This is a genomic window from Sphingobium sp. TomMM15, from assembly GCF_055397045.1.
Genome location: NZ_AP027314.1, coordinates 2,229,995 through 2,250,712 on the forward strand (window position 1 = coordinate 2,229,995; position 20,718 = coordinate 2,250,712).

The window sequence follows — 20,718 nt, forward strand, 5'->3', positions numbered from 1 at the left end:
ATCGGCATGGCGCATGTCGCCTTATTCCAGGCTCTTGCTCACCTGCTCGGTAACGTCCTTCGACAGGCCCGGCTGACCCAAGACCCTCTGTAACTCGCCCCGCATCAGGGCAGCCCTGCCCTCATCGAAGCGCCGCCACCGCCCCAGCGGCGGCACCAGCCGCGCGGCGGTCTGCGGATTGAGCTTGTCGAGCGCGATGATGCAGTCGGCAACAAGCCGATAGCCCTTGCCCGATCGGTGATGAAACGCCCACTGGTTACCGGCGAACGCGCCAAAAAGCGAACGGACCCGGTTGGGATTGGCGAGGGTGAAATCCGGATGCCGCCCCAATTCCTCCACCAGATCGACGGTATCAGGGTGGGAAGCAAAAGCCTGCGTCTGGAACCATTTGTCCAGCGTCAGCGGATCATCCCTGTAGCGGTTATAGAAGATGTCGAGCGCCGCCTCCCGCTCGTCACTGCGGCCGTTGGCAAGGGTCGCGAGAGCCGATTGCCGCTCCGTCATGTTATCGGCTTCGTCAAATTGGGAGAAGGCCAGCGCCGCCCCATCCGTCGCGCCTGAAGCGACCAGATAGACCAGGGCGCCGTTGCGCAGCTTGCGCGCGCCCTTCGCCGCCGAGGACAGCGAAAAGCCGTTCGCCCTGTTTCGCGCGTGCACGTCGCGCCATAGGTGCTCCAACTCGCGGCCGATCCGGCGCTGCAACGCATCGCGAGCCTCATGGATGGCATCCGGATCGACCTGGATCATTTGGTCGCCCAGGTAGGCCTCGCTCGGCAGTCGAATGGCTTCCGCGATGAACGCCCCATCAAGATGCGGGGCGGTGACGGTATCCCGGATCGCCGTGATGATTGCCGCCGCATCCAATGCCTGCCCCGCGACATGGCCAACCAAGGCATTGACCATCAGCTGCTGCATCGCTTCATAGCGGGCGAAGGGATCGTCATCATGCGCGGACAGGAAAGCCAGATCGGCCTGGCTCCTGTCTGTTTCGACGATCACCGGCGCTGAGAAGCCACGATTGATGGACAGAATGGGCGCAGCAACACAGTTCTTGAAGGTGAAGCGCTGCTGCTTCTCCGTCAGGATCAACAGCGTCTCGCCCGAACTTCCGCCGCTGCCGCGATCGAACAAGGCTGTCCGAAGCGGGAGGGCGAACGGAAGCTTTTCCGGCTGGCCCGGCGTCGGCGGCGTGCTTTGCTCCAACAGCAGCTCAGCGGTCTGGGTAACGGGGTCATGCGTCAGGCTCGCCCGGACATGCGGCGTTCCGGCCTGCTCATACCAGCGGCGGAACTGGGTAAGGTCCGCCCCGCCCCCCTCTTCCATCGCCCGGACGAAATCCTCGCAAGTCGCCGCCTCGCCATCGTGCCGCTCGAAATAGAGGTCCGTCGCGGTGCGGAAGCGATCCGGCCCCAGCATCAGCGCGATCATCCTAATCAGTTCAGCGCCCTTGTTGTAGATGGTCGCGGTATAGAAGTTACTGATTTCCATATAGGATTCCGGCCTGACCGGATGGGCAAGCGGACCTCCATCTTCCTGAAACTGCGCCGCGCGCAGCACCCGCACGTCCTCGATGCGCTTGACAGCCTCGCTACCCATGTCCGCCGAAAAGTTCTGATCGCGAAAGACGGTGAAACCCTCCTTCAACGACAACTGGAACCAGTCCCGGCAGGTGACGCGATTTCCTGACCAGTTGTGGAAATATTCATGCGCCACCACCCCTTCGACGCCGTCATAATCGGCATCCGTCGCGGTCTCGGGATCGGCCAGAATGTAGCGCGAATTGAATATGTTAAGGCCCTTATTCTCCATCGCGCCGAAGTTGAAGTCCGCCACGGCGACGATGTTGAAGACGTCCAGGTCATATTCGCGACCATAGACGCGCTCATCCCACGCCATGCTGTTCTTCAACGCCTGCATGGCATGGCCCGTGCGCGGTAGATCAGCTTCCTTCACCCAGATGCCCAGCTTCACCTCGCGCCCACTCATCGTCACGAAGCTGTCGCTGTTGCAGGCAAGGTCGCCCGCAACCAGCGCGAAGAGATAGCAGGGTTTGGGGTACGGATCGGTCCATCGTGCCCAATGCCGCCCGCTGGAAAGTTCGCCCCGCCCGACCGGATCACCGTTGGAAAGCAGGATCGGATAGCGCGCCTTGTCCGCCTCCATTCGAACGGAATAGCGGGAGAGGATGTCCGGTCGATCCGGGAAGAAGGTGATCCGACGAAATCCTTCCGCCTCACATTGGGTGCAAAGCAGCCCGCCGCTGGCATAAAGGCCCATCAGCTTGCTGTTATGCTCAGGAGCAAGCTCCACCAGCGTTTCCACCTGATGAACCCCGCCCGAAAGCGGGATAATCAAGGCGCCGCCATCCGTCTTCCACTCGCCCGAGCCGAGGGCGTGGCCGTCCACCTTTACTTCGACGGGCGTCAGTTCATCTCCGTCCAGCCTCAGCGCGCGATCATGCGCACCATTGCGGCTAACGTTCAGCCTTGCCCTTACCGTCGTGCGCGCGGGGTCCAAAAGGAAGTCCAGCTCAATCTCGGGGACGAGCCAGTCGGGCGGCCTATAGTCCTGACGTCGAACGACAATGGGCGCGGAAGCATTTGCAGATTGTATGTCAGCCATCGCGGCAATCTAAAGCATTTTCCAGACAGGTGGTATCACCCGCTGGCCCGGAAAATGCGGAAAACGAGAGTTAAACCGAGCATTTTCGAGGCAGGGCGGCGGCGTCACCCGCTGACTCAGACAGCGCCGCAATTAAACCCATGCAGTTTTGATCGGGTCATGCTCTGGGCAAGACCCTCGTCAGATGCCAGTGGCGCGCGGCGGATCATGCCACGCTTGCCTGTTCAGATACGCTCGCCGGACAGGCGCTGGCACAGCATGTCGAGCTGGTCGAGCGTCGAATAACGCAACGACAGCGTGCCGCCCGCGCCCTCCCCATGTCCAATGTCCACTTTGACGCCAAGAATATCGGCAAGATGCTGTTCGAGCGCCGCGATATCGGGATCCTTGCTGACCAGTCCCGACGAGGCCCGGCCTCGCGGCGCGGCCCTGTCCCCCTTTTTCGACCGGCGCACCAGGTCTTCGGTATCGCGCACCGACAGGCCCTTGGCCTCCACGGTCTTCGCGAGCGTCTCACAATCCGGCGCACCGATCAGCGCCCGGGCGTGCCCCATGGACAGTTTCTGCTCAACGACTTGTTGCTGCACAGAGGCAGGAAGATCGAGCAGCCGGATAAGATTGGCGATATGGCTGCGCGATTTGCCAACGATCCGTCCCAGCGCTTCCTGGCTGTGATTAAAGTCCGCGATCAGCTTGCGATAGGCTTCCGCCTCTTCGATCGGGTTCAGGTCTTCGCGCTGGATATTCTCGACCAGCGCGATTTCCAGCGTTTCGGCTTCGTCAAAATCGCGGACGATAGCCGGGATGCGGTGCAATTGCGCACGCTGCGCCGCCCGCCAACGTCGTTCCCCCGCAACGATCTGAAATCCGCCGCCATGGGGGCGCACGATGATCGGCTGGATAACGCCACGCTTGCCGATGCTGTCCGCCAGCTCGGCCAAGGCACCTTCGTCAAAATGACGGCGAGGCTGCTCCGGATGCGGCTGGATCAAAGCGACTTCGATGCTCTGAATAGCCTTGGTCGAAGCGGAAACGGCCTGTGGTGCGACCGGCTCTTCTCTCGTTACGTCGCCCAGCAGCGCTGAAAGGCCCCGTCCCAGTCCATGGGGACGCTTGATAACCTTCAGCTTTTCATCATTCTCGTTGCTCAAGCCGCAACCTCCTGTGGGGGCAGACGCGAAATCAGTTCACGGGCGAGGCGCATATAGGCCTCCGAACCAGAACAGCGGAAGTCGTAGATGAGCGCCGGAACGCCATGGCTTGGCGCTTCTGAAAGCCGAACGTTCCGCGGAATAACCGTCGAGAACACCAAGTCGCCCAGACAGGCCCGCACATCGTCCGCGACCTGATCTGTGAGGCGATTACGCCGATCATACATGGTCAGCGCCACACCCATGATCGAAAGCCCCGGATTGAAACGGCCGCGAATGCGCTCCACCGTCTGCAATAGCTGAGAAAGGCCTTCCAGCGCGAAGAATTCACACTGAAGCGGAACGAGCAGGGATTGGGCAGCCACCATCGCATTGATGGTCAAAAGGCCGAGTGAAGGCGGGCAATCGATAAGGCAGATATCCCACCTACCCCCCTGCGCTTCGCTGAGCACCCGCTCCAGTCGGTGGGTCCGTTCCTCATATTCGATCAATTCGATCTCGGCCCCCGACAAATCCTGCGTAGCCGCGATGATATCGAGTTTCGGCACACGGGTCGGGAGGATCGCGTCTTCAATAGCGCAATTCCCGACGAGCAAGTCGTAGCTCGACCAGGTACGATCGGATTGATGGACCCCCAATCCTGTTGAAGCATTCCCTTGTGGATCAAGGTCGATCAACAACACTCTCAGGCCAGTAGCGGCAAGCCCAGTTGCCAAGTTGATCGCAGTTGTGGTCTTCCCCACCCCACCTTTTTGATTCGCAATGGCGATACGGATCATTTGCGACCTTTCTTGCCCCTTGGCGCTACCGACTGCGCTATGATGATTGCGCTTTCCGGGTCGGTGATGCTGCGTTCCACGTGAAACACACCTTGCCACGAGGATCGCGCCGCCTCCAGTTCATTCTGCGCATTACGCCCCTTTGGCAACACCCAAAGGGTTCGATTATCGGACAAATGGAGCGCCGAGGGGAAGAGGCGCTCCAATGGCGCATAAGCGCGCGCACTGATTACCACCGCCGCCCTTGAGGAAGCACCTTCCACCCGCCCGCCGTAAACTTGGGCATTCTTGATGCCGACACTGTCGATCACCTCATTCAGGAAATCTATTCTCTTACGCCGCGATTCTATCATCAGCACGGGCCGGTCGCTCAAGATGGCGATCACTATTGCAGGCAAACCCGCTCCCGATCCGAGGTCGATCCAAAGACCCTCACCCGCGCTATCGGCCAATGTGAGAAGCTGAGCCGAATCCGCAATATGCCTCGCCCAGACATGATCACGCGTGGACTCTGCAATCAAATTCTGCTGATCCATCTCGGACAGCAAGATTTGCACATAGCCGTCCAGCTTCTCCCATGTTTCACGTGAAACGGGGAAATGCTGCTCCAGCCATGCCTTCGCTTCATCCTCCGTCATGCGGCTTGACGCCGAACATGTACCAGCAACGCCGCCAAAGCCGCTGGAGTAATGCCCCGAATGCGGCCCGCAGCCGCCAGCGTATCGGGGCGAGCCTTATCAAGCCTCTCGATCATCTCGCTCGACAGTCCACCGATTGCCCCGAAGTCAAAGTCGGCCGGGATCGACACCCGCTCGTCGCGACGCAAGGCAGCAATCTCTGCCGCTTGGCGTTCGAGATACGGAGCGTAATGGGCGTCCTCCAGGATTTCGTCTCGCACACTCTCGTCCACTGATGTGAGCGACGGCGCCAAAGCGAACAGCAATTCCCGCTGGACTTCCGGAAACCGCGCCCATTCAAACAACGTTCTTCGCGAGCCATCCTGCCGGACATTCGCACCCGCGCGGGCAAGCTGAGTGGCGCTCACCTGCTGCCCCAGCGCCTCATCCACACTGGCGCGCTGCGAAGCCCGCCGATCATAATGAGCGAGCCGATCCTCGCCCAATATGCCATGCACCCGACCAACGTCTGCCAGCCTACTCACGGCATTGTCCGCTCGAAGCCGCAATCGATACTCCGCCCGCGCAGTCAGCATGCGGTACGGCTCAGTCACGCCTTGCAGCACCAGGTCATCGACCATGACGCCGATATAACTGCTCGCCCGATCGAGGATCATCGGCGCATCACCCTTGGCACGCGCCGCCGCATTCACACCGGCAACCAGCCCTTGCGCCGCCGCTTCCTCATATCCCGTGGTGCCATTTATCTGTCCCGCGCAGAAGAGGCCGGGCACGTCTCGCATCTCCAGACTGTGGTCCAATGCGCGCGGATCGATATAATCATATTCGACCGCATAGCCCGGCACCACAATCTCGGCACACTCCAGCCCCACCATCGACCTGACCATCTGCTCCTGCACATCGGCAGGCAGGGAGGTACTGATCCCATTGGGATAAACCAAATGGCTTCCCAGCCCTTCCGGCTCCAGAAAGATCTGATGTCCGTCACGATCACCGAAGCGGATCACCTTGTCCTCGATCGAAGGGCAGTATCGAGGACCGCGCCCCTCGATCGCCCCGCTGAACAATGGCGAGCGCCCCAGCCCCTCACGGATGATCGCGTGGGTCCCCTCATTGGTACGCGTGATCGCGCAGCTCAACTGAGGAAGCTGCCGCCCTGCAGAGATGGCGGACATGGTCCAATCGCCACCGTCAGACGGCTGCTCCTCCAGCACCCCCCAATTTATCGATCGCCCATCCAGCCTCGGCGGGGTCCCCGTCTTCAGCCGCGCGATTGGCAGGCCCAGCCCACGAATCTGAACACCCAGTACCGTTGCCGCCCGCTCCCCGGTTCGACCGCCCGTCAGAGTCTCCTCGCCCCGGAATAATTTGCCGCCCAGAAATGTGCCCGTTGCCAACACGATGGCTGGCGCGGACAAGCGGCGTCCGTCTGCCAGCTCCATCCCATCAACCTCGCCATTCTTCAGCAGCAGCGCCGCAGCCTCACCCTCGATGATTTCGATCCCGCGCTGCGCATCGATCATGCGGTGAATGGCGGCCCGGTAATGTGATCGATCGGCCTGCACGCGCGGCCCCTGAACGGCGGCGCCTTTGCTGCTGTTCAACATCCGATAATGTATCGCGGCGGCATCGGCGGCACGCGCTATCAAGCCATCCAGCGCATCAACCTCGCGCACCAAATGACCTTTGCCTAAACCCCCGATCGCCGGGTTGCACGACATCGCCCCCACCGTTGCTTTTTCGAAGGTGAGAAGCGCGACCCGCGCACCCTTGCGAGCAGCCGCAGCCGCAGCCTCACACCCGGCATGGCCGCCGCCCACCACTATCACGTCAAAAGCTGTCTGCATGCCGCGCCCTTATCAGAATTGGGGCCTCGCGGTCAAAACTGTTCCACGTGGAACAGCGGTCATTTGCCGATGCAAAATCCTGCAAAGAGCCGGTCGAGCATATGCTCGGTGCTTGCCCGCCCCGTCAGCGCATCGATCGCCGCACGCGCATGCCGAAGCTCTTCCGCGACAATGAGAAGGTCTGACTGCGGCAAGGCGTTTTCCAAATGACCGACGAGCAGCGCAACACCCTCCCGCTGCCTTTCATGCAGGGCATATTGACTCTCTCCGGGCAGCAACGCCGCCGCTCGCTCCAGAAGCAATGCGACGAGAGCTTCCATTCCCTCGCCCGTGACCGCCGATATGGGTAGCCCTCTGGTCACCGCGTACCGGTCACATTGGGCAGCAACAATCATTGCGTCGGCGCGCGGTGCTTCATCCGGATCGCCAAGCCACAAAATGATGTCGGCACTGTCCAGCGCCGCGCGAGCCCGGTCCATGCCGATCGCCTCAATAACGTCCGATGCCCCGTCTCTCAGACCGGCGGTATCGGTAAACAGAAAAGCCGTGCCGCCGAGCGCTGCGGGCACTTCTATGCGGTCGCGCGTCGTACCCGCCACATCGGACACAATCGCCGCCTCCCGCCCCACCAGCGCATTCAAAAGCGTCGACTTCCCCGCATTGGGCGGCCCAGCCAGCACCACCCGGATACCATCCCGCAAACGCTCGGCCGAAGGCGCACTTAGCGCCGACCGCACCTCATCAATGAGCGCAGCTATACCGGAGCCGATACGTTCCTCGGCCCCATGTTCAGGCACATCATCCTCATCGGAAAAATCGAGCGCTGCCTCTGCCATGGCGGAAAGATCAAGCAAGCTCCCTTGCCACTGCTCCAGCCGACGAGAAAAATGCCCCTCGGACATAAGCAGAGCCGCGCGCCGTTGCTGCTGGGTTTCGGCGGCGAGAAGATCGGCCAGCCCCTCCACCTCATTGAGATCCATGCGCCCATTCATGAAGGCCCGGCGGGTAAACTCACCCGGCTGGGCCTGCCGCACGCCTTCAAAGGACCTGAGCGCATCCTCCAGCCCCGCAATCACGGCCCGCCCGCCATGGCAATGCAGCTCCGCCAGGTCTTCGCCGGTCGCAGTGCCGGGGCGAGGAAACCAGAGAATGAGCGCACGATCGAGAGGAGCGCCGTTGCGCGGGTCTTTCAGCAAAGCCAGCCGCGCTCGCCGGGGTTCGGGAAGATGTCCCGCAAGCCCCTGCAAGGCGGCAGCAGCAGCAGGGCCACTTATCCGAATGACCCCAATCCCTGCCGGTGGCGCACCACTCGACAGGGCGAAAATCGTATCTGCCATTAACGGATCAGGACTTGTCGCCATTCTTCCCAGCAACGCCAGAAAGGCCGATGTCCATCATCTGCCGGAACAGGCGCATCCCCGCGTCCCCCAGAGGAGAAAAGCTCTTGAACATCGTTTCCATCTGTTCGGCGCTGGCGATGCCGTCAAAGCTGTCCAGCATGGTTTTCACATATTTGTCGTGAATGGGTGTGACATCGGGCAGGCCCAGAAAGGCCCGCGCCTCGGTTGGGGTGCAATCTACGTCGACCGTTACTTTCATCCTGCGCACCTTCAATTGCCAGCGATCGTCGTCATGCCGCAACATGGCCCCTGAACGCAAATAATTTGGGCACAGCAGCGTTGGCGGTTCTGCAAAAGCCGCTTATCCTCAAACACAGTGCAGCGAACGAAAGGACATCCGCCATGGGATCATTTACGCCGATTTCGACCCTTGAGGGCGATGCGCAATTCGACACCTATGTCGCTCGACCCGACGGAACCCCGCGCGGGGCGATTATCGTCATTCAGGAAATCTTCGGCGTGAATGAAGGCATTCGCCGCAAATGCGACAATTGGGCCACCCAAGGATATCTGGCGGTTTCTCCCGACTTGTTCTGGCGCGACACCGCGCATGTCGAACTGGATGCAGACGTTCCGGAACAATTTCAGGCGGCAATCGGCCACATGCAAAAGCTGGATCAGGACCTCGCCATCTACGACATTGAATCAGCGATCAAATTCGCTCGGGCCGAACTGAGTGGCACAGGCAAGGTCGGCGTGGTCGGCTATTGCCTTGGCGGGCGACTGACCTTCATGGCCGCCTGCCGGACGGATGGCGACGCCTTTGTCGGCTATTATGGCGTGGGCATCGACAATCTTCTGGGCGAGCAGCATGCGATCGGCAAACCCGTCCTACTGCACATCCCCACCGCTGACGGATTCGTGCCGCCGGAAGTCCAGAAGACGATGCATGACGGCCTGAAGGACAATCGCCATGTAACCCTTCACGATTATGAGGGGCTGGACCATGGCTTCGCCGCTGAAATGGGCGCGCGCCGGGTCGAGGATGCCGCGCAACTGGCCGATCAGCGCACGGCCGACTTCTTCGCCACGCATCTCTGACCGACGCGCCGCCCATGACACGAGCTTGGCGCATGATCGTCCGCGCGACCGGTGGTCCGGAGGTGATCGAGCGGGAGTATTTCGATCCCGCGCCTCCGGCCGAGGGTGAGGTGCTGATCGCTCAAGATGCAATCGGCTTGAACTTCATCGACACCTATCATCGGTCGGGCCTCTACGAAGCATCGCTCCCCCTCACCCTCGGAGTCGAAGGCGCGGGCTATGTCGCGGCCTTGGGACCGGGTGTCAGCGGGCTGGCGATCGGCGATAAGGCAGGCTCGGCGGGCGGCATGGGCGCCTATGCCACCCATCGCACGGTCGCCGCCGACCGCGTCATAAGGATTCCAGACGAAATCGGCACGGATGAAGCCGCCGCGATGATGCTGAAGGGCATGACCGCCTGCTTCCTTGCGGAGGATATATTGCCGCTGCGGCAGGGTCAGGTCGCTCTCGTCCATGCAGCCGCGGGTGGCGTAGGTTCCGTGCTGGTGCCTTGGCTTCGGGACAAGGGCGTCGTGGTCATCGCCCATAGCGGTTCAGCAGAAAAGGCCGCAACCGTGCAAGCGGATCACAGCCTACACTGCCCGTTACCGGACCTCGCCGACCGGGTGCGCGCCCTGACGGAAGGTCATGGCGTGGACGTCGTCTATGATGGCGTGGGGAAGGATAGCTGGAGCGCTTCGCTTGGCTCGCTCAGGCGGCGCGGCATGATGGTGAGCTATGGCAATGCGTCTGGCCCAGTACCGCCGGTCAGCCTGCTGGAACTCAGTCGCGCTGGGTCCCTCTATGTGACCCGCCCCACCCTGTTCGACTATATCGTGAAGCAGGAGGAACTGAAACATGTCAGTGACCGCCTGTTCGATCGCATGTTGAGGGGCGTCGTTCGCGCCCATATCGGCCAGCGTTTCGCCCTTTCGGAGGCTGCTGACGCCCACCGCGCGCTGGAAGGGCGACAGACCGTCGGTAGCACCATCCTGGTGCCATAGGCGCGCTGAAGAAGTCTGAAACGGGTTGAGCAGGTGACGGGCTCAAGCCCGCCCCTGCTCGCCTCAATCACACAAAGAGGGTCAGAATGCCGACCTGATGGTCGATAATACCCTCATAGATCATCTTGACGGCGACATAGATGATGACGGCCAGACCCAGATAAGCGATCCACCGGAAACGCTCGATATATTTGGCGATGATGTTCGCCGCGATACCCATCAGGGCAACCGACAGGATAAGCCCGATAATCAGGATGCCAGGGTGATCGCGCGCCGCACCCGCGACGGCCAGCACATTGTCCAGGCTCATCGACACGTCGGCAACGGCGACAGCCCAAGCGGCGGCTGCGAAGCTCTTGGCGGGACGCAGCCCCGATATGTCATCGTCGCTGGGATCGTCCGGCGTGTCCGCACCCCGCTTCGGGTGCAGTTCGCGCCACATCTTCCAGCTGACCCACAGCAGCAGCAGGCCACCAGCCAGGATCAGGCCGACGATCTGCATCAACTGCGTCACGACCAGGGCAAAACCGATACGCAGCACCAATGCGGCGATGATACCGATCATGATGACGCGCTGACGCTGCTGCACCGGCAGGCCCGCCGCCAATGCGCCGACGACGATGGCATTGTCGCCCGCCAGCAGGATGTCGATCATCAGCACCTGGCCAAAGGCCGACAAGGCGGCCGGAGAACCGATATTGCTGAAATCGTTGACGATATGCCCCCAAATATCGGCGGGCGAACCCATACCCTGCGCGGCGGCAGCGGCAGTCGTAAGAAGGTCGATCATAACGGCCTGATATAACTCCGCTTACTGGTTCATCGAATCGAAGAAATCTTCGTTGGTCTTGGAATCCTTCATCTTGTCGAGCAGGAATTCCATCGCATCGACCGTGCCCATCTGCATCAGGATACGGCGCAGCACCCACATCTTGGAAAGCTTGGCCTTGTCGACCAGCAGCTCTTCCTTGCGGGTGCCCGACTTGCCGACGTCCAGCGCCGGGAAGATGCGCTTGTCCGCGACCTTGCGGTCCAGCACGATTTCCGAGTTGCCGGTGCCCTTGAACTCTTCGAAGATGACTTCGTCCATGCGGCTGCCAGTGTCGATCAGGGCCGTCGCGATGATGGAGAGCGAGCCGCCCTCTTCGATGTTGCGCGCCGCACCGAAGAAGCGCTTGGGACGCTGAAGCGCATTGGCGTCAACGCCGCCCGTCAGCACCTTGCCCGACGAGGGCACGACGGTATTGTAGGCACGACCGAGGCGGGTGATCGAATCAAGCAGGATCACCACATCCTTCTTATGTTCCACGAGGCGCTTGGCCTTTTCGAGCACCATTTCGGCGACCTGCACGTGGCGCTGCGCGGGTTCGTCGAAGGTTGAGGACACGACCTCGCCCTTCACGCTGCGCTGCATGTCGGTGACTTCTTCCGGACGCTCGTCGATCAACAGGACGATCAGGAAGACTTCGGGATGATTGTCGGTGATCGCCTTGGCGATGTTCTGGAGCAGGACGGTCTTACCGGTGCGCGGCGGCGCGACGATCAGGGCGCGCTGGCCCTTGCCCTGCGGCGAGACGATGTCGATGACGCGGGCCGACTTGTCCTTGACCGTCGGGTCGAGCGTATCGAGCACCAGCTTCTGGGTCGGATAGAGCGGCGTCAGGTTGTCGAAGTTGACGCGATGCCGGACGACATCCGGGTCATCGAAGTTGACGGAGATAAGCTTCGTCAGCGCGAAATAACGCTCGCCATCCTTGGGCGCGCGGATTTCGCCTTCCACCGTATCACCCGTGCGCAGGCCGAACTTGCGGACCTGATTGGGCGACACATAGATGTCGTCGGGACCGGCAAGGAAGTTCGCTTCGGGCGAACGCAGGAAGCCGAAGCCATCGGCCAGCACCTCGATCGTGCCCTCACCCATGATCTGCTCGCCATTTTCCGCCTCAGCCTTGAGGATCGCGAACATCAGGTCCTGTTTGCGCAGGGTCGATGCGCCTTCGACGCCCAGTTCTTCCGCCGTGGTGACCAGGTCGGCGGGTGATTTCTTCTTGAGGTCTTTAAGGTGCATTCGACTTGAGTCCGATGACGAGAGATGAAGATTGGAAATACAAAAAAGGAGAGTCGCCCGGTATGGAAAACACGGGACTCCGGCGCTGGACGGCCGGGATAGACCGTCCGCGTTTAGCGATCAGCCCCCCCCAAAGTCAAGGTGTCGCTTGGCTCTGCCTTGCTGGAAATGCTGGCTCCCGCCGCCTTCATCGGCAAATGGTGCAGCAGTTGCGGCAATGGACGGGCCTTGGCGATCCATGCTATGACTTGGCGCTCTAGCTGAAGAGGCGAAGGGCATGAGAAGGCCTTATCTCGTCCCTGCAATGGCCATCCTGATGATGTGCCCGCCCGCCGCGGGTCAGCCGGTCCCTGCGGCCGATCCGCCCGCCGTGGTCCGCACCCTCTCAACCAGTGACGACCGCGTCTCCATCCCCATCCACATCGATGGACGCGGCCCCTGGAACTTCATCGTCGATACCGGATCGCAGCGCACCGTCATCTCCCGTGATCTTGCCGATCAGCTCGCCCTCCCCCCCCGACGTCACGTCACCATCGTCAGCATGGCGGGCCGCCAGGAAACGCGCACCGTCGCCGTTCCGCGGCTCGGCTATGGCGCGGAAACGGTCGATGACATCGAAGCGCCCGTGCTGGAGGGGGACCATCTCGGCGCGGCTGGGCTGCTCGGGCTCGACAGCCTGCATGCCAAGCGCCTCCTCCTGAATTTCCGCACCGGCCGAATGGAAATCGGCGCCAGCCGTCCCTCATGGCGGGACCCCAACGCCATCATCGTCGAGGCACGGCGCCGCAAGGGGCAGCTGATCCTGCTGCATTCCGACGCCAACGGGTTGAAGGTCAACATCATCCTCGACACCGGCACGCATCTAAGCGTTGGCAATCTCGCCCTGCGCGACAAACTGATCCGCAAGAAACGCGCCCCGGCAATGAGCGAGATCAGCCTGATCAGTGTGACGGGCGAAACCCTTACGGGTCAACTGGGGCGCATCAGCAGGATCCGCATGGGACCCATTGCCTTGACCGACCTGCCAGTCATGTTCGCCGATGCCCAGCCATTCAGCGAACTTGGGCTGCAGGATAAGCCGACCCTGCTACTGGGCATTCAGGCCCTCAGAATGTTCGATCGCGTCGCCATCGACTTCGGCCGGGGCAAGGTGGATTTCCTGATGCCGGACGCCAGCGCGCTTGATCCTCGGCGCTTTGCCGGAGCGCCCCGTCAAGCCGGTTAGAGCACTTTAGAGCCTCCTACCCTTATCTCCATCACTCAACTCCGTTCGGGCTGAGCTTGTCGAAGCCCTCTTCTTTCTAAAGGGAAGTAGAACCCTCGGCAGGCTCAGGGCGAACGGTAACAGGGGGAGTGCCGATTTAGGGATCGACACCCTAGCGCGGCGAAGTCCGCTGCCTGTCGCGGCCGAGCACCTGATCAATCCATTGCTGGTCCAGCTTTGGCGGCGCCGTCCGGGCAGGAGGCGCTTGGTCGACCGACTGATCGTCCTGCTGGGGCTCCTGATCCTGCTGCTGTTGCTGGGGGTCCTGACTGATCGGCAATCCATTTTCATCGACCATCATGCCCCCGCCCGTTCCATTATCGGGCTGGCCATAATAGGCCTCGTCGTCGGGCTCCAACTGCCATTCGGGCAGCGTTACCTGCGTCTCGAACTGCTCGACGGGGCGGCGCGACACGGCGACCTTCATATAGTCGGCAAAGGCGTGCGCGGGCGCGCGGCCACCCTGCAAAACACCCACCGGCCGCGCATCGTCCCTACCCATCCATACGCCGGTGGTGATCCCGCTGGAAAAGCCCAGGAACCAGCCATCCTTGTTGCTGCTGGTGGTGCCCGTCTTGCCCGCTACTGGCCGACCAATCTGCGCCGCCTTGCCCGTGCCCGTGCTGACCGCCGTCTGCATCAGGTCGGTCATCCCCGCAGCTACCCAGGGCGCAACCAGTACCCGGCTGGTATCATCCTGATGCTGGTAGAGCATCCGCCCATCGGCCGTTGTCACCTTGGTGATGCCATAGGGCGTCACCGCCACGCCCTTGCGCGCGATCGAGGCAAAGGCGCGCGTCATGTCGATCAGGCGCACGTCGGACGTGCCCAGCACCATTGAGGGATGCGTATTAATCGGCGTCGTCACGCCAAAGCGCCGCGCCATGTCCGCCACGGTCGGAAAGCCCACCTCAACGCCCAGCTGCGCCGCAACCGTGTTGATGGAGTAAGCGAAGGCCGTCCGAACATCGATGTCGCCGGAATAGCGACCGCTGCTATTGCGCGGGCTCCATCCGTTGATCGTCACCGGCTTGTCCGTAACGCCGGTATCCGGCGTATATCCCGCCTCCAGCGCCGCCATATAGACGAAGATCTTCCAGGCCGAACCCGGCTGTCGCGTGGCGGTCGTCGCGCGGTTATAATTGGACGTCACATAGTCGAGTCCGCCGACCATCGCCCGCACCGCCCCATCGCGATCGAGCGACACCAACGCGCCCTGCGCACCCCCCGGCACATTCGCCTGGATCGCCGCCGTCGCCGCCTTCTGCATACCCAGATCGATGGTAGTATAGACTTCCAGCGGCTCATTGGGCTCATCCACCAGCACATCAAGCTGCGGCAGTGCCCAGTCGGTGAAGTAACGCACGCTGTTTTGCGGAGGCTCCGGCGCCATCTTGACGTCGTTCAGGTCGATACTCGCCCGCTGCGCCGCGCTGATCGCGCCATTTTCCTGCATCAGTTCCAACACGACGCCCGCACGGCCGATCGCCGCTTCGGCATCGGCGGTGGGCGAATAGCTCGATGGCGCCTTCACCAGCCCCGCGATGATCGCCGCTTCCGGCAGGCTGAGCGCGGCGGCGGGATGACCGAAGAATTTGCGGCTGGCGGCGTCGATGCCATAGGCGCCGCCGCCGAAATACACCTTGTTGAGGTACAGCTCCAAAATCTGCCGCTTGGAAAATTTCCGCTCCAGCGCCAGGGCCAGGATCATCTCCCGTACCTTGCGGCCCCAACTATAGCTGTTGTTGAGGAAGATGTTGCGCGTCACCTGCTGGGTGATGGTCGACGCACCCTGCCAGCGGCGGCCCTTGCCCCGATTCTCCAGCGCCACCCAGGTCGCGCGCGCCATGCCGATCGGATCGACGCCGGGATGCAGGTAAAAGCGCCTGTCCTCCGTGGAAACCATCGCATCGACCATAACCGTCGGGATCTGGTCATAGGACAGCCAGCGGCCAAAGCTCGGCCCCAAGGACACGATCACGCTGCCGTCGGCGGCATGGACGCGGATCATTTGCCCGTTGGGCGACGATTTCAGCGATTCATAATCAGGCAGCGACTGGTAGGCGATCACCACAGCCACGACGATCGCGAACAAAGCGCCCACCGTCGCGACCAGTCCGAACTTGATGCCCCGGATCAGCCACCGCTTCGCGCCCCCGGGCGTGTCCTTGCTCTTGCCTGCTCGTGCCATCTACATCGCCCGGATACGCGCTAAGGGATCAAGCCACCAGCGCAAAACAGGCACTGACAACCTTGTGATCTTGGTTCTCAAGAGGAGCGACGCTTTACCGGCGATGAATGATTATTCAACCTCGTCGCGCGGCTTGAAGTCCAGCGACGCACTGTTCATGCAATAGCGCAGGCCGTTGACGCCCGGACCATCGGGAAAGACATGGCCCAAATGCCCTTCGCACTTCGCGCAACGCACTTCGGTGCGGATCATGCCGTGGCTGCTGTCGCGAATCTCCTCCACCGCGTCGATGTCGACCGGTGCGGTAAAGCTGGGCCAGCCAGAACCGCTGTCATATTTTTCCTCGGCATCGAACAACTCTGCCCCACAACCGGCGCAAAAATAGACGCCGTCAGCCTTGTTGCTGTTATATTTGCCGGTAAAGGCCCGCTCCGTCCCCGCCTCTCGCAACACATGAAATTGTTCGGAAGAAAGGCGCTCGCGCCATTCGGCGTCGGTCAGGTTGAGCTTGTCCATGGCCGCAATATGGCGAGGGCCTTTCCTGCGATCAAGCGCTTAGCGCTCCCGTGCCGCCTGCCGCGCAATGGCTAGCAGTTCATGGCGCACCATCAGGTCGCCAAGCCCCCTGCCCGACCGGCTCGCCCGCTCCGCCTGCGCCAGCCGCTGGATCACCCGCGCTATGCCATGCGCGTCCCACAGCCGCACCTGCCGGGTGACGACGCCCTTTTCCTTCCAGAATACCTGTCTGCCCGCAGCTTCGACGGCTCCCTCCAGCCGTCCGCTGTCATCGAAAGACGAGCGAATATTGGCGAGCAGCATCGCACGGGTCAGAAGCGGACGCAGCACCGCCGCCATCGCGGTCCCTGTTTCAGCCAGACGCCCCAGTTCCCGATGCATGGCGCGCAAATCGCCTCCCAGCACGGCATTGACCAGCGGCGCCGCGTCCGAATCAGGATTGTCGGCGGACAGGGCGTCCAGCGCTTCCGCCGTCGCCTCGGCTGGCCGATCCGGCGCGGCGTCGAGATAGAGGATCAGCTTCTCGATCTCACCGCCCATCAACGCGCGGTCACCATTGGCAAGGTCCACAATCCGCTTCGCCAACTCGGCGGGCAGGCGCAGTCCCCCTTCGCGCGCGATCGCGACGGCAATCTGCTCCGCCTCCCGCGCATCCGGCTGATAGGAGGCGAACGCCATGGCCAGCGGACTGTCGAGCGCCAGTTTCAGCAGCTTGGACGTACCCTTCAGCGCCCCTGCGGTAGCGATAACCGGGTTGCCTGCCGCCAGCGCTTCGAACAATGCCGTCACCGCCGGCAGCGACTCCTCGCCCATGCCGTTGACGCGTATCCAGCGCCGGTCACCGAACATGGAAAAGGACGCGGCCTCATCCGCCAGCCGGGCCGGATCGTCCCGCAATGTCGGCCCATCCAGATCGACGCGCTCCGCCTCCGGCCCCATCGCGCGTTCAAGCCGCTTGCCCAGCGCCGCGCTCCCCGCCTCATCGGGGCCGTAGAGCAGGAAGAAACGGATATCGGCCGGGGGTGCGTCGAGCGCCTTTTCAATCTGGCCGCGATTGGCCTTCAACGCTGCTGGTCCCTCACCGCGAACAGCGCGAGCCGGGAGACGATCTGGTCCGCAATCGTCTGCGACAGCCGTTCCAGCGCGGTATCTTCCGCCGCGATGGTCGCATATTCGCTGGACGTGACGTCGATGCCCGCGTCCGATCCCGCCGTATCGTCGATCACCTGCGCGCCGGTGGCCGCATCGATCAACTGATAGCGCGCCCGCAACGTCCGCCGTTCGCGCGTAATCGCCTGGTCGGCGCGCAAGCCAAAACCGCTGATCTGGTCATCCAGCTTCACCACCAGCTTATAGCTCGGCCCCGCGCCGCTCATTGCGGACAGGCGGTCGTTGAGCGCATTACGCACCAACCAGCCGCCCTTCCCTTCGATCGGCGCAACCTCGACATTGCCCAGCTTCTGCGCGACCGCGCCATGACTGCCGCCACTATAGACGGGACGCAGACCACAAGCGGAGAGGATGACGGTGGCAGCAAGCAGGGGCAAAATGCGCTTCATGGGACACTCTCTACCCGTTCGGGCTGAGCCTGTCGAAGCCCTGTTCTTCTTTTGAAGAAAAGAGAGCCCTTCGACAAGCTCAGGGCGAACGGTTCGTTGTTAAATGACTAGGTTGACCAGCCTGTCAGGCACCACGATTACCTTCTTCGGGGTCGCGCCATCCAGCGTCCGCGCCACATTGGGCGCGGCAAGGGCGAGCCGTTCCAGCTCATCCTTGCTCGTCCCCTTGGGCACGGTGATGGTATCGCGCAGCTTGCCCATGACCTGGCAGGCGATCGTCACCTCATCCTCGACCAGCAGCGCCGGATCGACCTGCGGCCAGGCTGCGTCGGCAATCAAGCCTTCCTCACCCATGTCGGCCCAAGCTTCCTCCGCCAGATGCGGTGTCATCGGCGCGACCAGCAATGCCAGCGCCCGGATCGCCCCGCTCCGGCTGGCGGAGGGCTCCGCCTTCTCCACTGCATTGGTCAGTTCGTAGATTTTCGCCACCGCCTTGTTAAAGGACAGGGCCTCGATATCCTTGGCGATGCCGTCGATCGTCTGGTGCAGCTTGCGGTCCAGCGCCCTATCTTCACCCTCGGCCGCCTTGTCCGCCGCTCCAAACAGCCTCCAAAGCCGGTTGATGAAGCGCCAGCTGCCCTCAATGCCGCTTTCGGTCCAGGGCAGGTCGCGCTCGGGCGGGCTGTCGGACAGCATGAACCAGCGCACCGCGTCCGCGCCATATTGGGCGATGATGTCATCGGGATCGACGACATTCTTCTTGGACTTGGACATCTTTTCGACGCGGCCCACCGTGACCGGGCCACCGCCATCGACCATGACGATCTTTTCACCCTGCCGCGCCACGTCCTGCGGAGCGAGCCATGTGCCTTCAGGTGACTTGTAGGTCTCGTGCGTCACCATCCCCTGCGTGAACAGGCCGGTGAACGGCTCCGCAAAGCCCAGCTGCCCCATATGCTGGAGCGCTCGCGTCCAGAACCGCGCATAAAGCAGGTGCAGGATCGCATGTTCCACGCCGCCGATATATTGCCCCACCGGCAGCCACTTCTCGACCGTTTCCCGATCGAACGGCTTGTCCTTGGGCTGGCTGGCGAAGCGGATGAAATACCAGCTGGAGTCCGCAAATGTATCCAGCGTGTCCGTCTCGCGCCGCGCCGCCTTGCCGCACTTGGGGCAATCGACATGCTTCCATGTCGGATGGCGGTCGAGCGGATTGCCCGGAATGTCGAAGCTGACATCCTCCGGCAGCACCACCGGCAGCTGATCCTTGGGCACGCCCACGACCCCGCAATCCTCGCAATGGATCACCGGGATCGGCGTCCCCCAGTAGCGCTGGCGCGACACGCCCCAGTCACGCAGACGGAACACGGTCGTGCCGTTGCCCCAGCCTTCGCCCTCGGCACGGCGGATCACCTCAGCCTTCGCATCCTCGACGCTCATGCCGTTGAGGAAGTCCGAATTCACGAGGCGGCCCGGCCCGGCATAGGCCTCGTCGCCAATGCCCTTGTCCTCATCACCCTCGGCCGCGACCACGCGCTCGACCGGCAGCATATATTTGCGCGCGAAGTCGAGGTCGCGCTGGTCATGCCCCGGCACCGCCATAACGGCGCCCGTGCCATATTCCATCAGCACGAAATTCGCGACGAACAACGGCAGCTTACGGCCAGTAAAGGGATGGATCACCGATCGCCCGGTGTCATACCCCTTCTTCTCCTGCGTCTCGATCTCCGCAGCGGCAGTGCCGCTATGACGGCATTCCTCAGCGAACGCAGCCAGACCCGCATCCTTCGCCTCCAGCGCCAAAGCGATCGGATGATCCGCCGCAATCGCCGCAAAGCTCGCGCCGAAGATCGTATCGGGCCGGGTCGAAAAGACCTCCAGCTCCCCGATGCCATCGACGGCCTCGTCGAGCTTGAACCGGAACTGCAAACCGACCGACTTGCCGATCCAGTTCTCCTGCATCAGCCGCACCTTTTCGGGCCACTGATCCAGCGTCTTCAACCCACTCAGCAGGTCATCGGCAAATTGCGTGATCTTGAGGAACCACTGGCTGAGCTTGCGCTTCTCGACCAGCGCACCGGATCGCCAGCCCTTGCCGTCGATCACCTGCTCATTGGCCAGCACGGTCATATCGACCGGGTCCCAGTTGACCGCGCTTTCCTTCCGGTAAACCAGCCCCGCTTCCAGCATATCGAGGAACAGCGCCTGTTCTTGCCCATAATAATCCGGCTCACAGGTGGCGAGTTCGCGGCTCCAATCCAGCGCAAAGCCCAGCTTCTTCAGCTGCGCCCGCATCGTCGCGATATTGGAGCGGGTCCAGTCGCCCGGATGCACCTTCTTTTCCATCGCCGCATTCTCGGCGGGCATGCCAAAAGCGTCCCAACCCATCGGATGCAGCACTTCATGCCCCGTCATCCGACGGAACCGCGCCAGCACGTCGCCCATCGAATAGTTGCGGACATGACCGATATGGATGCGCCCGGACGGATAGGGGAACATCTCCAGCACATAGGAACGCGGCTTGTCGCTCGTATCCGACGCCTTGAACGTCTGCTTCTCGTCCCAAACGGCCTGCCAGCGGGCATCGGCCTCAAGCGGGTTGAAGCGCCTTTGCATCTGTTCACGTCCCCAAAATGCATGCGGGCTGAGCTCTTCCAAG

Annotated in this window: 17 protein-coding genes; 3 read left to right on the forward strand and 14 right to left on the reverse strand. The window is 62.1% G+C overall.

Annotation, left to right across the window (positions count from 1 at the left end):
- Positions 1-21: 21 nt before the first annotated feature.
- The 7 genes from pepN to ACZ51H_RS11145 all read right to left on the reverse strand — a co-directional run bounded on the left by pepN (position 22) and on the right by ACZ51H_RS11145 (position 8,636).
- The gene (gene pepN, locus ACZ51H_RS11115; protein WP_464801853.1) at positions 22-2,622 is read right to left on the reverse strand and encodes an aminopeptidase N; all 2,601 of its coding nucleotides are present in this window, start codon (positions 2,620-2,622) and stop codon (positions 22-24) included.
- A gap of 224 nt (positions 2,623-2,846) precedes the next feature.
- Positions 2,847-3,773, reverse strand: coding sequence for a ParB/RepB/Spo0J family partition protein (locus ACZ51H_RS11120; RefSeq protein WP_449474502.1), 927 nt, complete (start codon positions 3,771-3,773; stop codon positions 2,847-2,849).
- On the reverse strand, positions 3,770-4,552 hold the full coding sequence (locus tag ACZ51H_RS11125) for a ParA family protein (RefSeq protein ID WP_464801854.1): 783 nt from the start codon (positions 4,550-4,552) through the stop codon (positions 3,770-3,772). Before ACZ51H_RS11125 ends, ACZ51H_RS11120 begins: the two co-directional genes overlap by 4 nt.
- A complete protein-coding gene (rsmG, locus tag ACZ51H_RS11130; RefSeq protein WP_464801855.1) occupies positions 4,549-5,190 on the reverse strand; it encodes a 16S rRNA (guanine(527)-N(7))-methyltransferase RsmG in 642 nt (213 codons plus the stop codon). Before rsmG ends, ACZ51H_RS11125 begins: the two co-directional genes overlap by 4 nt.
- Complete coding sequence (mnmG, locus tag ACZ51H_RS11135; RefSeq protein ID WP_464801856.1) at positions 5,187-7,037, reverse strand: tRNA uridine-5-carboxymethylaminomethyl(34) synthesis enzyme MnmG; 1,851 nt, start codon at positions 7,035-7,037, stop codon at positions 5,187-5,189. Before mnmG ends, rsmG begins: the two co-directional genes overlap by 4 nt.
- 59 nt (positions 7,038-7,096) lie before the next feature.
- Positions 7,097-8,374: a tRNA uridine-5-carboxymethylaminomethyl(34) synthesis GTPase MnmE gene (gene mnmE, locus ACZ51H_RS11140; RefSeq protein ID WP_464801857.1), complete on the reverse strand. Its 1,278-nt coding sequence runs from the start codon at positions 8,372-8,374 to the stop codon at positions 7,097-7,099.
- 7 nt (positions 8,375-8,381) lie between these two features.
- Positions 8,382-8,636: a DUF6489 family protein gene (locus ACZ51H_RS11145; protein ID WP_196226641.1), complete on the reverse strand. Its 255-nt coding sequence runs from the start codon at positions 8,634-8,636 to the stop codon at positions 8,382-8,384.
- A 143-nt stretch (positions 8,637-8,779) separates the two neighbouring features.
- On the opposite strand from ACZ51H_RS11145, the gene ACZ51H_RS11150 reads away from it, so the two are divergent.
- Together ACZ51H_RS11150 and ACZ51H_RS11155 are read left to right on the forward strand one after the other, a co-directional pair.
- Positions 8,780-9,478: a dienelactone hydrolase family protein gene (locus ACZ51H_RS11150; RefSeq protein WP_460987043.1), complete on the forward strand. Its 699-nt coding sequence runs from the start codon at positions 8,780-8,782 to the stop codon at positions 9,476-9,478.
- 14 nt (positions 9,479-9,492) lie between these two features.
- Entirely contained in the window at positions 9,493-10,461 is a 969-nt protein-coding gene (locus ACZ51H_RS11155; RefSeq protein ID WP_464801858.1) for a quinone oxidoreductase family protein, read from the forward strand.
- A 67-nt stretch (positions 10,462-10,528) separates the two neighbouring features.
- Here ACZ51H_RS11155 and ACZ51H_RS11160 read toward each other — a convergent pair whose 3' ends face one another.
- Both ACZ51H_RS11160 and rho read right to left on the reverse strand, forming a co-directional pair.
- Positions 10,529-11,251 carry a YjbE family putative metal transport protein gene (locus ACZ51H_RS11160; protein WP_449474509.1) on the reverse strand — a complete coding sequence of 241 codons (723 nt, stop codon included), beginning with the start codon at positions 11,249-11,251 and terminating at the stop codon, positions 10,529-10,531.
- A gap of 21 nt (positions 11,252-11,272) precedes the next feature.
- Positions 11,273-12,529, reverse strand: a complete 1,257-nt coding sequence (gene rho / locus ACZ51H_RS11165; protein WP_449474510.1) for a transcription termination factor Rho — start codon at positions 12,527-12,529, stop codon at positions 11,273-11,275.
- Positions 12,530-12,833: 304 nt separating this feature from the next.
- Here rho and ACZ51H_RS11170 point away from each other — a divergent pair, with 304 nt between their 5' ends.
- Positions 12,834-13,754 carry a retroviral-like aspartic protease family protein gene (locus tag ACZ51H_RS11170; protein WP_464802890.1) on the forward strand — a complete coding sequence of 307 codons (921 nt, stop codon included), beginning with the start codon at positions 12,834-12,836 and terminating at the stop codon, positions 13,752-13,754.
- 151 nt (positions 13,755-13,905) lie between these two features.
- On the opposite strand, the gene ACZ51H_RS11175 is transcribed toward ACZ51H_RS11170, so the two are convergent.
- From ACZ51H_RS11175 to leuS, 5 genes are all read right to left on the reverse strand, one after another.
- A complete protein-coding gene (locus ACZ51H_RS11175; RefSeq protein ID WP_464801859.1) occupies positions 13,906-15,984 on the reverse strand; it encodes a transglycosylase domain-containing protein in 2,079 nt (692 codons plus the stop codon).
- A 111-nt stretch (positions 15,985-16,095) separates the two neighbouring features.
- Positions 16,096-16,500, reverse strand: a complete 405-nt coding sequence (gene msrB / locus ACZ51H_RS11180) for a peptide-methionine (R)-S-oxide reductase MsrB (protein WP_449474513.1) — start codon at positions 16,498-16,500, stop codon at positions 16,096-16,098.
- A 39-nt stretch (positions 16,501-16,539) separates the two neighbouring features.
- Positions 16,540-17,565 carry a DNA polymerase III subunit delta gene (holA, locus tag ACZ51H_RS11185; protein WP_464801860.1) on the reverse strand — a complete coding sequence of 342 codons (1,026 nt, stop codon included), beginning with the start codon at positions 17,563-17,565 and terminating at the stop codon, positions 16,540-16,542.
- Complete coding sequence (lptE, locus tag ACZ51H_RS11190; protein WP_464801861.1) at positions 17,562-18,059, reverse strand: LPS assembly lipoprotein LptE; 498 nt, start codon at positions 18,057-18,059, stop codon at positions 17,562-17,564. Before lptE ends, holA begins: the two co-directional genes overlap by 4 nt.
- A 99-nt stretch (positions 18,060-18,158) precedes the next feature.
- Positions 18,159-20,675: a leucine--tRNA ligase gene (gene leuS / locus ACZ51H_RS11195; RefSeq protein WP_464801862.1), complete on the reverse strand. Its 2,517-nt coding sequence runs from the start codon at positions 20,673-20,675 to the stop codon at positions 18,159-18,161.
- Positions 20,676-20,718 lie beyond the last annotated feature (43 nt).